This is a genomic window from Symploca atlantica LB2515 (assembly GCF_052546295.1).
Genome location: NZ_JBQWMT010000001.1, coordinates 4,354,842 through 4,369,337 on the forward strand (window position 1 = coordinate 4,354,842; position 14,496 = coordinate 4,369,337).

At 44.8% G+C, this 14,496-nt stretch carries 12 protein-coding genes; 6 read left to right on the forward strand and 6 right to left on the reverse strand.

Going from position 1 to position 14,496, the window contains the following annotated elements; translation table 11 throughout:
* Window positions 1-80 precede the first annotated feature (80 nt).
* The 5 genes from ACT7WV_RS18115 (at window position 81) to ACT7WV_RS18135 (ending at window position 5,876) form a co-directional block, all read left to right on the forward strand.
* Complete coding sequence (locus ACT7WV_RS18115) at window positions 81-4,559, forward strand: NACHT and WD40 repeat domain-containing protein (protein ID WP_445104222.1); 4,479 nt, start codon at window positions 81-83, stop codon at window positions 4,557-4,559.
* A gap of 161 nt (window positions 4,560-4,720) precedes the next feature.
* A complete protein-coding gene (locus ACT7WV_RS18120; RefSeq protein ID WP_445104223.1) occupies window positions 4,721-4,852 on the forward strand; it encodes a hypothetical protein in 132 nt (43 codons plus the stop codon).
* Window positions 4,843-5,085, forward strand: coding sequence for a DUF2283 domain-containing protein (locus ACT7WV_RS18125; RefSeq protein WP_445104224.1), 243 nt, complete (start codon window positions 4,843-4,845; stop codon window positions 5,083-5,085). The genes ACT7WV_RS18120 and ACT7WV_RS18125 overlap by 10 nt, the downstream gene beginning before the upstream one ends.
* A 54-nt stretch (window positions 5,086-5,139) precedes the next feature.
* The gene (locus ACT7WV_RS18130; protein ID WP_445104225.1) at window positions 5,140-5,553 is read left to right on the forward strand and encodes an element excision factor XisH family protein; all 414 of its coding nucleotides are present in this window, start codon (window positions 5,140-5,142) and stop codon (window positions 5,551-5,553) included.
* Entirely contained in the window at window positions 5,541-5,876 is a 336-nt protein-coding gene (locus tag ACT7WV_RS18135) for a XisI protein (protein ID WP_445104226.1), read from the forward strand. The genes ACT7WV_RS18130 and ACT7WV_RS18135 overlap by 13 nt, the downstream gene beginning before the upstream one ends.
* A 38-nt stretch (window positions 5,877-5,914) precedes the next feature.
* Here ACT7WV_RS18135 and hpsL read toward each other — a convergent pair whose 3' ends face one another.
* The 5 genes from hpsL to ACT7WV_RS18160 form a co-directional block, all read right to left on the reverse strand.
* Window positions 5,915-7,621, reverse strand: a complete 1,707-nt coding sequence (hpsL, locus tag ACT7WV_RS18140) for a hormogonium polysaccharide biosynthesis protein HpsL (protein ID WP_445104227.1) — start codon at window positions 7,619-7,621, stop codon at window positions 5,915-5,917.
* A gap of 155 nt (window positions 7,622-7,776) precedes the next feature.
* Complete coding sequence (gene glmM, locus ACT7WV_RS18145; RefSeq protein WP_445104228.1) at window positions 7,777-9,249, reverse strand: phosphoglucosamine mutase; 1,473 nt, start codon at window positions 9,247-9,249, stop codon at window positions 7,777-7,779.
* Window positions 9,250-9,723: 474 nt separating this feature from the next.
* Window positions 9,724-10,023, reverse strand: coding sequence for a DUF7734 family protein (locus tag ACT7WV_RS18150; RefSeq protein WP_445104229.1), 300 nt, complete (start codon window positions 10,021-10,023; stop codon window positions 9,724-9,726).
* Window positions 10,024-10,066: 43 nt separating this feature from the next.
* On the reverse strand, window positions 10,067-10,660 hold the full coding sequence (locus tag ACT7WV_RS18155; protein ID WP_445104230.1) for a DUF3177 family protein: 594 nt from the start codon (window positions 10,658-10,660) through the stop codon (window positions 10,067-10,069).
* 290 nt (window positions 10,661-10,950) lie between these two features.
* Window positions 10,951-11,175 (reverse strand): Calvin cycle protein CP12, encoded by a 225-nt coding sequence (locus tag ACT7WV_RS18160; protein ID WP_445104231.1) that lies wholly within the window; start codon window positions 11,173-11,175, stop codon window positions 10,951-10,953.
* An 843-nt stretch (window positions 11,176-12,018) separates the two neighbouring features.
* Between ACT7WV_RS18160 and ACT7WV_RS18165 the strand changes: the two genes are divergently transcribed.
* The gene (locus ACT7WV_RS18165) at window positions 12,019-13,290 is read left to right on the forward strand and encodes an FIST signal transduction protein (RefSeq protein ID WP_463424272.1); all 1,272 of its coding nucleotides are present in this window, start codon (window positions 12,019-12,021) and stop codon (window positions 13,288-13,290) included.
* 64 nt (window positions 13,291-13,354) lie between these two features.
* Here the strand turns inward: ACT7WV_RS18165 and ACT7WV_RS18170 are convergent, their stop codons facing one another.
* A complete protein-coding gene (locus ACT7WV_RS18170; RefSeq protein WP_445104232.1) occupies window positions 13,355-14,458 on the reverse strand; it encodes a metallophosphoesterase family protein in 1,104 nt (367 codons plus the stop codon).
* Window positions 14,459-14,496: the final 38 nt, after the last annotated feature.

The following is a 14,496-nucleotide window of genomic DNA, read 5'->3' on the forward strand; positions in this document are numbered from 1 at the left end:
ATGCATTTGCAGGCTATTGAAAGAGCCTGGATAATGGCATTAAGCGCAAGGTGGGAACGCCGGACTAGAGGAGCCATACTGTGATTGAGCTGGGTGGATTGGTTGATGCCATTCTGGGGTTTGGAACTGCGATCGCTAAGGACAAACTTCAGCGCAATGAGATAGTCATTAAACTGCTCAAGAAGCTGAACTTAGATCCAGATCATCCACCTGCTGATTTTACAGCAGTCTATCAGTACGCCCTGGTGGAGTACGGAATTGGCAAACCCAAACCCGTTCTAGAAATTTTCCGCCAGTCTGAGATTCAGCAGATTTTTCGTAAAGCACTGGATCGGAACAATCCAGCCATCCTACTCAAAGAAGGAGAAGAATTCCTAGCTGGACATGTTTTAGGAGATGAACTGCAAGCGTCGGGCATGAGTGCGCGTCGGGAGTTTTACGAGTTTGCTGCCGTCTTTATGGAGATTGCCAAGCGGACGCGCACCCCGGCGGAAGTACTGACCAATCAGCGCCTCCAATCCCTGCATCGACAGATTGGTATGATGCAGGAGCGACTGAACCGCCTGCCCACTCTGGAAGGCATACGCACCGAGATGGCACGGTTGGTTGAGCAGGATTTACTGACACTCCCAGCTTCTGAAGCTAGTGTTGCCAAGCAATGTAGAGTGTTTGCTCTGGCTCAACAAATGCGGGGTTGGTTTGAGACATTAGGGTATCGCTTTGAGAAGTATGAAGTCTGGGAAGACGATTATTTTGAATGGATTATCAATATCCCAGTACGGCGCAATCGATTTGATCGCATTCTCGTGCGCGGCATTGAAGGAGAAGCGGGTTTGCGGGATGTCATGGCGCTGCGGCAAGCCGTTGAAGTCCAACAAGCCGATGAGGGCTGGCTGATAACGGCACGGCGGATTAGTCGGGCAGCGCGGGATGAGGTAGAAAAGCCTGAAAGCAGGCATCTAGACTGTTACACCTTTGATGAACTGGTGGATCTGGATGCTGATTTTAGCGGCTATATCGAGTGGCTGGAGGCAGAAATCCAGAGGCGCGGGGTTGCCAACCAATATGTACCGCTGGCTTGTACCAAAGAGGAACTCGATCCGGTAACGAAACAACGCATCACGGTCAGCCGCTATGATGAACGAGATGATTGGATTGATGGGTATTGCGATCGCTGGCTGGATGATTCAGCCAAGGAACATATCTCTGTGCTGGGTGAATTCGGCACGGGTAAAACGTGGTTTGCCTTTCACTATGCCTGGGTTGCCTTGAAGCGGTATCAGGAAGCCAAAGAACGGGGTACGCAACGCCCCCGATTGCCGTTGATCATTACGCTGCGGGACTATGCCAAAGCTTTGAATGTAGAGAATGTGCTGGCAGGTTTCTTTTTCACCCAACACAATATTCGCCTGAATAGCGAGGTATTTGACCAACTCAACCGCATGGGCAAGTTGCTGCTAATTTTCGATGGCTTTGATGAGATGGCAGCCAAAGTTGATAAGCAGCAGATGATTAACAACTTCTGGGAACTGGCAAAGGTAGTAGTACCAGGGGCAAAAGTCATCCTCACTTGTCGGACTGAGCATTTCCCAGAGGCGAAAGAAGGACGGGCATTGTTGAATGCCGAGTTGCAGGCTTCTACTGCTAATTTAACTGGGGAAACGCCGCAGTTTGAGGTGCTGGAACTGGAGAAGTTCACGGATGAGCAGATTCGGCAGGTGTTATCGTTCCAGGCAACCTCTGAAACGGTAGAGCAAGTGATGAGTAATTCTCAACTACTGGATTTAGCGCGTCGTCCAGTGATGACAGAGTTGATTTTGGAAGCTTTACCGGATATTGAAGCGGGTAAACCTGTGGATATGTCGCGGGTGTATCTGTATGCGGTGCGGCGCAAAATGGAACGGGACATCAAGGCAGAACGCACCTTTACCTCTTTGGCAGATAAGCTCTATTTCCTATGTGAGTTGTCGTGGGAAATGCTGTCTACTGAGCAGATGAGTTTGAATTATCGGTTGTTCCCAGATCGCATCCGCAAACTTTTTGGGGCAATGGTGCAGGAAGAGAAAGACTTGGATCATTGGCATTATGACATGATGGGTCAAACGATGTTGATTCGTAATGCCGATGGTGATTACACGCCTGCCCATCGATCGCTTTTAGAGTTCTTTGTTGCCTACAAGTTTGCTGCTGAATTGGGTGCGTTAGCGCCTGATTTTTTGGAGTTGGCACAGATGCGATCGCACTTGGATACGAGTGCAGAACCAAAGGATTACACTTGGTCGTCTTATTTTCAAATTGAGGTTAATCAAACAGGAAAAATTATTCCAATTGCACCGCTCATGAAGTTTCAGCAGGAAACATTAAATGTGTTACGTGCAGGCTTTGGGAACACAATACTAACCAAAGTTGTAATGGATCTACTGTTACCAATGATAGTTCTCGATACTACCTCAACTGAACATTCATTAATAAGAACAATTGAAATAACACGAAATCATTCAAAAGAAGATGTAGGTTATGTCGGGGGGAATGCCGCAACCCTGGTCATAAAACTCAATAAAGCTGGTCTAGATGGCAGAAACCTTAGTCATAGTGTTATTCTCGGTGCTGATTTTTCCAATGCTACTTTGCACAATGCCAGTCTTTTAGAGGCAAATCTTGAAGGAACTAACTTCACCAAACCTTTAGGTACTGTGCTGTCGGTCAAGTTCAGTCCTAACGGGAAATTCCTAGCTACAGGAGATACAAATGGCGAAATTCATATATGGAGAGTTGTGGACGGCGAAAGCTTTTTGTCATTTAGGGGACACCTTGATTGGGTGCGATCAGTTGCATTTGGTCTGGATGGACAAATTCTAGTAAGTGGCAGTAACGACCGAACGATTAAGTTATGGAATATTCAAACTGGGGAGTGTCTTAAAACTTTTCAAGGACATCGAAGTTGGGTTCGCTCAGTCGCCTTAAGTTCTGATAGTCAGATGTTAGTTAGTGGTAGTGCTGATCACACTCTTCGAGTGTGGCATATCAATACTGGCGAATGTTTAAAGGTCTTACAAGGACATTCTGATACAATTCATACAGTTATTTTCAGCCCTGACAACAAAATTCTAGCTAGCTGTAGTGGTTTTTTAGACCAAACTGTACGATTATGGGATACCAATACTGGAGAATGTTTAAAGGTTCTAAAGGGACACACAGATTCAATAAATTCAATCACTTTCAGTCCTGATGGTAAGACTTTAATCAGTGCTAGTCGTGATAAAACATTTCGCTTCTGGGAGGTTGACACTGGAAAGTGTTTAGAAATTTTACAAGGGGATGGTGATAATTTTAACTCAATTTCTCTGAGTGCAGATGGTCAAACATTAGCCAGTGGTGGCTTTGAGCAAACAGTAAGGATTTGGAATGTTCGCAGCAAAGAATGTCTTAAAATTCTACCAGGACATACTTCATTGGTACGTTCAGTTAGTTTTGACCCTACAGATCAATTTATAGCTAGTAGTGGAGACGACCAAACCGTAAGACTATGGGATGTCCACACTGGACTGTGTGTGAGGATCTTGCAGGGCTATCATCATCTGATACTATCTGTTGCTTTTACTCCTGATGGTCGAACTTTGGCTAGTGGGAGTGATGACGGAATAATAAGGTTATGGGATGTTCATACGAGCAAAAACTTTAAGACTTTATTAGGACATGACGACTGGGCATCATGCGTAGCTTTTAGTTTGGATGGGAAAGTTTTAGCTACAGGAAGCGCAGACAAAACCATAAAACTTTGGGATATCAACACTGGTCAATGTTTCAGAACATTCCAAGGACATGGTAGTTGGACACTGCCAGTTGTTTTCAGTCTTGATAACCAATTTTTAGCTAGTTGTTACGATAATACAATTAAGCTGTGGGATATTGCTACTGGAGCTTGCCTACAAACTTTAGATCAGCACACTGGCTGGGTAAAATCCATTGCACTAAGCCCTAATGGTCGAATTTTAGCTAGCGGCAGTGATGACAAGACAATCAACCTTTGGGATCTTAGCACTGGTAGCTGCTTTAGAAGCTTGCAAGGACATAGTGATCGAATATGGTCTGTTGCCTTCACTCCTGATGGTCAACTTCTGGTAAGTAGCAGTGGTGATGGAACCGTGAAACTTTGGAATTGCAACACTGGTGAATGTCTTACGACTTTAGAAGGACATAATAACCAAGTCAGGGCAGTTGCCTTTAATTCTAATGGTTGGCTTTTAGCAAGTTGCAGCTACGACCGAACAATCAAATTATGGGATATTCGTACAGGTAGCTGTCTTAAAACTTTGGAAGGCCATGCAAATTGGGTAGTGTCACTTGCATTTAAACCTAATGAACCAACTCTAGCGAGTGGTAGTGAAGATGGAACCATTAAGCTTTGGAGTACCGAGACAGGTAAATGCTTTAAGACTTTGATACCTGATCGCCCTTACGAAGGCATGAACATCACCGGAGTAAAAGGCTTAACAGAAGCCGAGAAAGCAACGCTCAAAGCACTGGGGGCGATTGAAGAAATGGAAGCAGGAACATGATCGCCACTTCCCGAAATGGTATTACTATTCGACTGCCAGATGAACGCTGGGAGCATATTGTTGAACGGCACAACGTTTTAGTGGATAAATAGCAATTTGTTCTCGAAACCATCTCTAATCCCGATCGCATACTTGCAGGTAACGAAGGTACCCTAATAGCATTGCGGGAATTAAAACCTGGTCGATGGCTAGTTGTTGTTTATCGAGAAGAAAATGATGATGGCTTTGTGATTACCGCATTTCCGACTCGCAGAATCAACTCTCTCAACCGGAGGCAGCAACTATGGCCATAGCCAATTTTCAAGAAGCGCAGGAATATCTCAAGTTCTTGCCTGTTTTACATGACTTACCCAAGCGCCCATTTCTGCTGCTTTATGACTCAGAAGCTGATGTTCTTTACATTGACTTCTACAGTCCACCCAAATCTGCCAGTGATAGCGAACTGACAGATAATGATATCGTGATTCGCTATGACGATGATAATGAAATCGTGGGGCTAACAGTTCTCAATGCCAGTAAGCGATGAAACACAAGAGAAAGCAACGCTGAAAGCACTTGGGGCAGTGGAGGACTAGAACCAATGGCAAAAGACCTTTTCCATGATGCAGTCCGACGTGCCCTCGAAAAAGAGGGCTGGATTATCACCGACGATCCATTCTTCCTCCGCTTTGGTGGCATTGAAATGTATATCGATTTGGGTGCAGAGCAAATTTTAGCAGCCGAACGAGGGGAAGAAAAAATTGCGGTTGAAATCAAAAGTTTTCTGGCACCTTCTGCCACAACAGAATTTAACGCTGCACTAGGGCAATTTCTCAAATATCAACTCGCATTAGAACAAACTCAACCCGATCGCCTACTCTACCTAGCGATTCCGGTCGATGCTTATGACTCTTTCTTTACTCTAGAGCTACCACGATTATTGATCGAACGCTATCAAGTTCATCTAATCGTTTATGAACCCGCAGCAGAGGTTATCGTGCTATGGAAAAAGTAGAACACTATCGACAACTAATTCAGGAATTGTTACAGGCTTATAGCCAGATTAAATCTAGTAATGAAGAGGTTGAAGCTGAAGCAATCTTCGATACGGTACACGATCGCTACCAAGTCGTTCATGTCGGCTGGTCAAATAAACGCCGCGTCTATGGCTGCATTTTACATCTGGATATCAAGAACGAAAAAATCTGGATTCAGCATGATGGTACAGAAGGCGGTATTGCTAATGAACTGATAGAGCGAGGAGTACCCAAAGGAGATATTGTTTTAGCATTTCACTCTCCCTTCAAAAGACAATTTACTGAGTTTGCAGTGGGATGATGAAAAAAGATGCGATCGCCTCTAAATAGCAAGATGCTCTAAGCGAAAATTCGCTTTCTGGATGCTCTTTTGCGGCGCTTGCTTTTGCTTCTAGGAGCATTTTCCTGAGTAAGTTTGGGTTTTTCCAACTCCTGCTGATCTATTTCTGGCAATTTGAGAATAACACCAGCCAAAAACCAATAATAAACCGCCACTGGATCCGTATCCAGGGGATACCAGTAAGTTTGATAGCTAATAAACAAGACAAAAACCCAGAAACTGGCCCCCATAATCCTTAAATTCTTGTCTCGAACCGAGCGGTAAGCTTTGAATGTCAAAACCGTTAAGGTAGTAACAACAATGAGGAATGCAGTTAATCCGAGTAGACCAACTTCATGCATTACTTTGGGAAACCAAGTTTCTATCAAAGTAACATCACCAAGTGCTCGGGCCGAGTTTGTCGCTCGTCCTAATCCTAGACCAAATAATGAGCCGTTGAGGTTCTTCAAGGTAAATTCAAACTGATCGAGGATCATTTGCTGGGGTGGTGAAGCTTCCCAGCGACTAACCAGACTCTGCCAACGCTCCTGAACTACTTCAGGATAGGTCACTACTGCCCCCCCTAAAACTAGCCCTAATCCCACTCCAATTGGTAAGAACCGTTTGAGGTTGGCAACTTGACCTGTCAAAATCAGCATAATCCCAGTAGTGATGGGAACCAAAACCGTTGCCACCCTTTGACCAGAGATCACGGACATAATAAACACGGAAGCCATGCCGACTAAGCCCAAAGTTCGCCAGCGTGGTAGGGGATCGCTAAAAGCCGTAGCGTAGGTAAAAAAGGCATTAGCAATTAAGAACCAGCCCCAGTGCCATGGAGAGACAAAGGTTCCTGGTAAGCGAATTAAACCCTGTGAGGGACTGTATAGTAAAGAGCCTCCAACAAAGCATCTAGCTTCTAGGCTCGCCTTAAATAATTCTGCTCCTGAGAATTGATCGGTGCCAGCGCAAGTACCAGTTTTGAGCATTAGGTACTGCATAAAACCAAGGCCACAGCAAATAATGGCGAGAACCGTAAGTAGACGCGAGGTGAAAACTAACTCTTCTTTACTGCGGATTAAATGGTATGCACAAAAGATTAAGGGAATATACCCCAAAAAAATCTTGAAACCCAAAATTCCCATGAGGATGGGTTGATCATTTTCGCCTTTGCATACTGTACTTTTTGTGACTTGTAATAGCTGAACACACTCTGGAGCTAATTGCTGAGAACCGTTAACTATCAGGAGTGTCAGCAAGCAGGAGCCGAATAAAATTACTAGGGATGGCTGAAGTTTTTTGGGAATTACAAAGGGTAGCTTTTTGCTTTGGTACTCTTGGAATAGACCAATTAGCGCTGGAATATATAGCCCGTCTTTAGCTAGTTGGAGCAGAGGACTGTTACCAATTACATAAGTTAAGGTGCCAGCAAACGGTAGGTAGATTAAGAAAGCCCAAAGTGCCTTTCGGGGATACTTATAGGCAAGGAGCAGGCTAGAGATTCCTGCTGCTGCGGCTACACCAATCTTGGGAGTGCTGAGTAAAGCCATTGCCAAACCAACGACGGTTGCCAAAAATACCGTCATGGTAAGTAAGAGAATGACTTGTTGCCGCTCTCTTTTTGCCTTACGTTTTTGAGCTAGTTGTTCCTTGAGACTAAGATCTGAAACTTCAGTTCTAGACTGCTTTTTTGATTTGCGCTTTAATTTCGAGTTTAAGCGTGGCATTCTGGAGTCAGAGTGATCGACTCTAGTCTGTTACTTCTCTCCAGTTTTAGCCGAAAAAATAAGTTAAGTCGGTAGGAGCAACCAAAATAGTTTACTCCCACCGGCATGATCAGGTATTAATTCTACGAAAGAGGTTTCGCGAAATGGTCTTTGCCTTAAGCTACTGCTAAATGTTGCTTAACAGCCGAAACCAGCTCTGAAGTCCAGTACTCAGCAACTTCGGTATCTGCTGCTTCTACCATGACGCGGATCACGGGTTCTGTACCAGAAGCGCGGACTAGTATCCTTCCTTGGTCTCCCATTGCTGCCTGAGCAAGTGCGATCGCATTGTTGAGAGCATCGCATTCTTGCCAGTTTAAGCGACGTTCACGGTCTTCTACTCGGACGTTGCGCAACAACTGTGGGTAAGTCTGGAAGCTTTGGTCTACTAACTCAGCTAAAGAAAAACCTGACTGACGTACTAAAGATGCCAGATGCAGGGCTGTCAGCATGCCGTCACCAGTAAGGCTGTAGTGGTGGGAGAGGATATGTCCCGATTGTTCGCCACCTAGCATTGCTTTGCTGCTCAGCATTTCTTCTTGCACATACTGGTCGCCCACCTTTGTCCGTACCAATTTACCGCCCAACTGCTGCCAAGCTCGCTCAAACCCTAAATTTGCCATGACTGTTGCCACAATCAAATCTCCAGGTAACTTCTGAGCTTGTCGTAGACTTTGACCCCAGAAATAGAGAATGTAATCTCCATCAACAACACGACCTTGAGCATCTACGGCCATCACGCGGTCGGCATCGCCATCAAAGGCAAATCCCATATCGGCTGAATGCTGGTGCACTGCCTGTTTGAGGGAATCGAGGTGAGTAGAGCCGCAATTGACGTTAATGCGATCGCCATCCGGTTGATCGTGCAGGCAGATAACTTCTGCTCCCAACTGGGCAAACACTTGCTCAGCCAGTTGCACACAAGCTCCCCAAGCCAAATCCAGAACAATCCGCATTCCTTGTAGATCAACGGATTGCAGGGGACGCCACAGTGACTGAACATAACCTTGGAGCAGCTCTGGTCTCTGGTAAGATTCTCCTTGAACTTGGCTGAGAATAGCAGGTCCTCTCTGAGCTCTCAAGCCAGCTTCAATCTGCTTTTGCAACGCTGACGGTAACTTGGTTCCTTCTGAGCTAAAAAATTTGATGCCATTATCCTCTGGAGGATTATGACTAGCGGAAATCATTACCCCGCCAACAGCATCCGTGATACCAGTGAGATAGGCGACGCTCGGAGTTGGACATAGACCAAGGTTCCATACTTCCAACCCAGCTAATGTCAGACCCTCACTCAGAGCCATTGCCAGCATATCGCTGGAGTTTCGCGAATCCTGTCCTAAAATTACTGGGCCAGGCACTGATGCCAAGGAAAGTAACACCTTACCGGCCCAGAAACCAACGTGTAACGCTAAATCAGCACTGAGGAAATCTCCCGCTTTGCCTCGAATGCCATCTGTGCCAAACAAATGGGTTGCTGGTAGTACTAATGGCAAAGCAAAAAGACTAACATTAGGAGGAGATTTCTGCTGAGGCCAGTGCAATCGCTCGGAGCGACGGAAACCCTGAGTCCTGACAGGGGATGTAACCATAAATGGAGTTTCCTCACACAACACACTCACCCTGGAGGATAACACTTTCTTCTACAAACATCTTCACTAGAGACAAATATATCTGCAAAAAGTATGAGGATAGTTGCGATTACTCATGAGCCAAATTAGAAAAACAGCCAGCATTTAATTTAACTGACTATCAAAGCAATTAAAAGGTTAGGGCTATTTATTTTTCAAAATCCTACTTCCAGTAAGCTTTTCCAGGAACAATTGATTGGCTGTTTAGCGCACTTACTTAATATTTATCGGTTTGCCTAGTCAGCTTACTGCACAACTATTTTTTAGCCCGGTTTGTCATCTTGATATTTACCACAAATAGATTCTCGAAAGCATTAATCGCTGAATTATTATCAGTACTATTTACTTGGTAAACCTACTAATGAACCGCCTGTGGTGCCAAAGCTTCAGGTAATTAAGTTCATTAATTGCTAATGGCGTCAAGAGCAGTTAATTTTAGATACCAGAATCTGATAATAATTGTTCTGCTGTCTCCCAAGAAAGACCTTGCTGAAGATAACGAGGATTCTCAGGATTGTAGGGACTAGCTACTCTATCTATACTAATTATTTTTGCCTCTAACGGCAATACAGGGACATCAATATCAAAAGATGTCGGTCGCATTAAAGAACTGGAAAAGCCTTTGTAAATAGCAATTTGATCTTCTTCACCAGCAATCTCAGCAGTGACAATCAGGACTTCCTGTGGACGCTTCATTGTATATTTTTCTAGGCGCTGCAGGAGAGAATTAATCATGATTGTTTATTGTTTGTGTTTGATCCGTTACCGATAACTTATTCTACTGTTCCATGGCTGAACGCCCTTGTTTACCCAATCGAATCAGGACAAAATAGCTCAAATAAAGAACGTAAAGCACTAACCCTACTATGCCCATAAAACCCAAGAATTCTGGTGTAGAACCTGAGTGAAAATATTGTTTGAACAATAAGGGTGGATCCATCCAAACCTGACAAAAGGTAGTGCTGGCTAACCCGTTAATAAACGCACAACGCAGAAAGGGAATGGTCAATACAGCACCCAGCCCACAGTAAACAGTAACTGCCCAGCGCCAAGAGGTTAGTGCTAGCTTTAAGGGGCGCTGTGGCTGATCATCAATATCTTCATTCACATCAACCCAAAACCAAAGAGAGACAGGAATCAGGACTTTGGCACAGAAGCTAGAAACAAAACCAACTGGCCAACCGGCAATCAAGAGATAAACCGTAATTGCCAACAGACTAGCGACGCGCCAGTAAATAATCAGAAGGCGCACTATCGCATCCGCCTTCCGAACAAAAGCCCAAATAAGCAGAGTTAAAGGGATGATGGCTGTAAATAAAACTGCTAATCGGTAGTCTGTCCAGACTAGTGCTCGAAGGATTTCATCTTGCATTGCTCATTGCCGAAATGATCTTTATCTATGTTATTGCAGTGGTGGCAAGACGCGTGCCATTCCCTCTAGATTTATTATGTTAGCAGTGGCGCTAAGGAAAGAAGCACAAGCTATATAAAAAAGCAGCTAGAAAACTTTATAGATTAGTTTCTAGCTGCTCAGCTAATTTGTAAACGAGAAGGCTGATTGTTTTTAAGTCTGCCTCTTGATAGTTTAAATGTATTGTTTTCTTTCTCAAAAGACTGGTTAGGATAGGGGCTATCGCCCCAAATCCTATGTTTTTGTTAACTTTAGTCGTCGTAAACCCGGCATTCAGCTGCTTCGGGGTTATCGTCGCAATACTGCTCAAGGGAATTTTTCTTGGGGCGTTTTTGTTGTTGATGTGCTGCCTCAGCTTGTAGTTCTTCCACTACATCCCATGCTGCCGCGCATTCACCGGAGGCTGCGCCTTGAGCATCGCAAACTACCCTGGCTTGATCGCGTTCTTGTTCGATTTTCTCTTGAATATCACTCATTGCTTTACTTTTTCCTAATCAGTGGAATCTCTTATTGTCACTAGCCACTACTTAGAACCTCTGAAGCGTTTGAGACGCTCTGTATCTCTTAACCTGTAGCAAAACTAAGGCTGAGAAGTAAATGAGGCCCGACCTGTGTTATTTTTAGGTCGATTCTACCGTTAGTCGCTTCCGGCTATTAACTATTTGAGTGGCACTCCTAATCTAAATCCTGTCGAGGGATTCGATATTCCCGCGCCAACTTTGTATTATCACCAAACAGTATTTTAATCAGGAGATTGTCCTTGATTTTTTAAGATTTTGTCAATCCTAGTCTACTGCTGGTAAGTTTACACAGATATGACGCGATGTTTATAACTACATATTAACTTATGTGAAGGATTAGTCGTTAACCCTAGCTACTACATATAGCTCAGAGGTGGCAAATTGGTCTAGTGGCTGACCTTTGTAGCATCGGCATTGCGTTATTATGGGTCTTCAATATTGACCGCTCCCCTAAGTACCAGTACAGGCCAGTATCGTTGTTAGAAAAACCTTACTCACAAGTACACTCAGCTTATAGGAACCAAAATTGGCAAATAATCTACTGTCTAGATTAGCGTTACGATTTCTTGAGCGTTTGACCAGTATGGTCGTAGCCTGTAGAAAGGCGTAAGCTCAGTAATAATTAAACTCTGTACTAATTAAACAAAGCAATTTCTACAGAAAGTTAGTGGTGCCTTCAAAGCCTTTCTTGATGCGAACGGCTCAACTTTATCAAACTCAGGGAGCATCCCTTCTTGCCTATAAGAAGCAGGATATCTTGCTCCCCAGGCTCCTATATTGATGAATTCAGTAAAACTAATGGCTAATCCAATGAAGTGGGCAAATGCCTTATCAACCCGTCCGTCTTTGGAGGCAGCAATCAAGGAAGTAGTGGAGCGTGCCCAACAATCTTTGTCAATGCCTGTTGATTTTGGGCTGTTATTCATCTCGTCTGCCTACGCTAGTGAATATACTCGCGTTATTCCCCTACTCAAGCAATACTTATCGATACCAGTACTCATTGGCTGTGGAGGGGGTGGCATTATTGGGATGAGCGCCCAAGGAGAAGCGCAAGAGGTTGAACAAGAGCCAGCCTTGATGCTCAGTTTAGCCCATTTGCCTGATGTCAAGGTCTGTAGCTTTTACATTAGACCAGATGACTTACCTGACCTTGATAGTCCTCCAGAAGCTTGGGTCAAATTAATTGGCGTCTCACCCCAAGAGCAACCTCAATTTATCCTGCTATCTGACCCCTTTTCACCGGGAGTCAATGACTTACTCAAAGGCTTAGATTTTGCTTATCCTGACTCCATCAAGGTTGGAGGATTAGCCAGCGGTGGTGCGATGGGACTTCCCAGTGGCTTGTTTTATCTCTCACAAGAGCAGCCACAAGCGAGTTCTCTCTACCGGGAGGGAACCGTGGGCGTTGCCTTAAGTGGAAATATTGTTTTAGAAACAATCGTCGCACAAGGCTGTCGTCCCATCGGCCCTATTTATCAGGTAACGAAAGGAGAGAAGAACGTGCTGCTAGAGTTAGCCGCGCAGGATAGCAATCAGATGACGACTGACCAATCTCCGTCACAGCAGCCTTTAGTAGTGCTGCGAGATTTAATTCAAGAACTAAGCGAAGAAGATCGGCAGCTAGCACAAAACTCGCTGTTTATTGGTCTTGCTAGAGATGAGTTTAAACAGCAGTTAGGTCATGGAGACTTTCTGATCCGTAATCTCTTGGGAGTAGATCCGAGGCTTGGTGCGATCGCGATTGGCGATCGGGTTAGACCGGGTCAGCGGCTTCAGTTCCATCTGCGGGATGCTCGTACTTCAGCCGAGGACTTGGAATTACTGTTGCAGGATTATCAAAAAAAAGCTGCTCAGGCTACAGATGCTGCTGGTGCTTTGATGTTTTCCTGTTTAGGGCGAGGTCAAGGACTATACGGAGAACCTGATTTTGATTCCCAACTCTTGCGTCGCTACCTGAAAGATATTCCGTTGTGCGGTTTCTTCTGTAATGGAGAAATCGGCCCAGTGGGGGGCGCTACTTTTCTGCATGGCTACACTTCCGTCTTTGGCATTTGCCGTGCCAAGGACTGAAACTTGCCCAACTTCTGATCAAGGGGCGGTCAAAAGTGTTGACAAACCTGCTACTACTAAAATTTTAATGCACTAGCAGTGTTACATTGTTATCGATTAAGGCTGGTTTACCGTCACTAGTCGTGGCACTATAAGCCTCAAAGTGGCGGCGGACAACTGGGGGAAAATCTGGAAAATCAAAAAGGGCGTCACCAGCGGCAATTTTTGCCCAAAAGTAACGCAAACTAGGGGCGAGTTTTTCGGCATCTGCTATGGCCAAATTTAAAGGGGGTTGGGTGAGCAGCTTCAGCATAAAAGGATGAGAGCGATCACCCATCCATTCTCTTGACCTGTGGGACAGATTTTCCCAACCTGGGACTGATTCAACCCGATGAGACTCAATCTGCAACCATCTTTTGTCCTGATTATCAGTTCGCAGTTCCAAGATACGGTAAGGATGAGGGTAGCTAACTAATGAACCAGTGGTGATGTCATATACACCACTTTGGAATGCAACATCTTGAGTATGTAAGTGACCAGTAAATACTAAATTAACCCCGGCTTTCTTGAGGATTTTCCGCAGCACTGGGGCATTCTCTAACATGTACCGCCGTCCTAGAGCATGTCTGGCTTGACCTGGTAGATGCTCGACTACGTTATGATGCACCATCACCAACACTAACTTATCCTGGTTGTGGGCTAGTACCTGCTCTAACCACACTAACTGTTGGTCATCTAAACGCCCTAGCTGTCTACCAGACTCGTCAAAGGCGTTAGAGTTCAGTCCGACCAGTTGCACTCCCGGTAGAACTTCACAGGTATAGTACAGTTGCTCTACATTTTGATAGCCAAAATGACGGTAATAGTGGGGAAAGTCCTTAAAACCAATTGAGCATTGATCTGCTGCCAGGTTGGGAATATCATGATTACCCGGCACTACATAAACTGGAAAAGGCAACTGGCTTAACCTTTTTTGTAACCAGTCGTGGTTATCTGGTTCACCGTGCTGCGTTAAGTCTCCTGGAAGCAGGAGAAAATCGAGTTTTTGCTGCTGCAAATGCTTTAGAACCACCTCTAGAGCCAGAATGCTGACTTCCACTAGAGGAAATCGGCTGGGATGATCCCAGATTGTGTGGTGCAACCCAATATGTAGGTCACTTACCACCGCGAAACGGAAATTTAGACTCATGTTAAACGTTTTACCAAGACAAATTCAAGGCGTTAGCA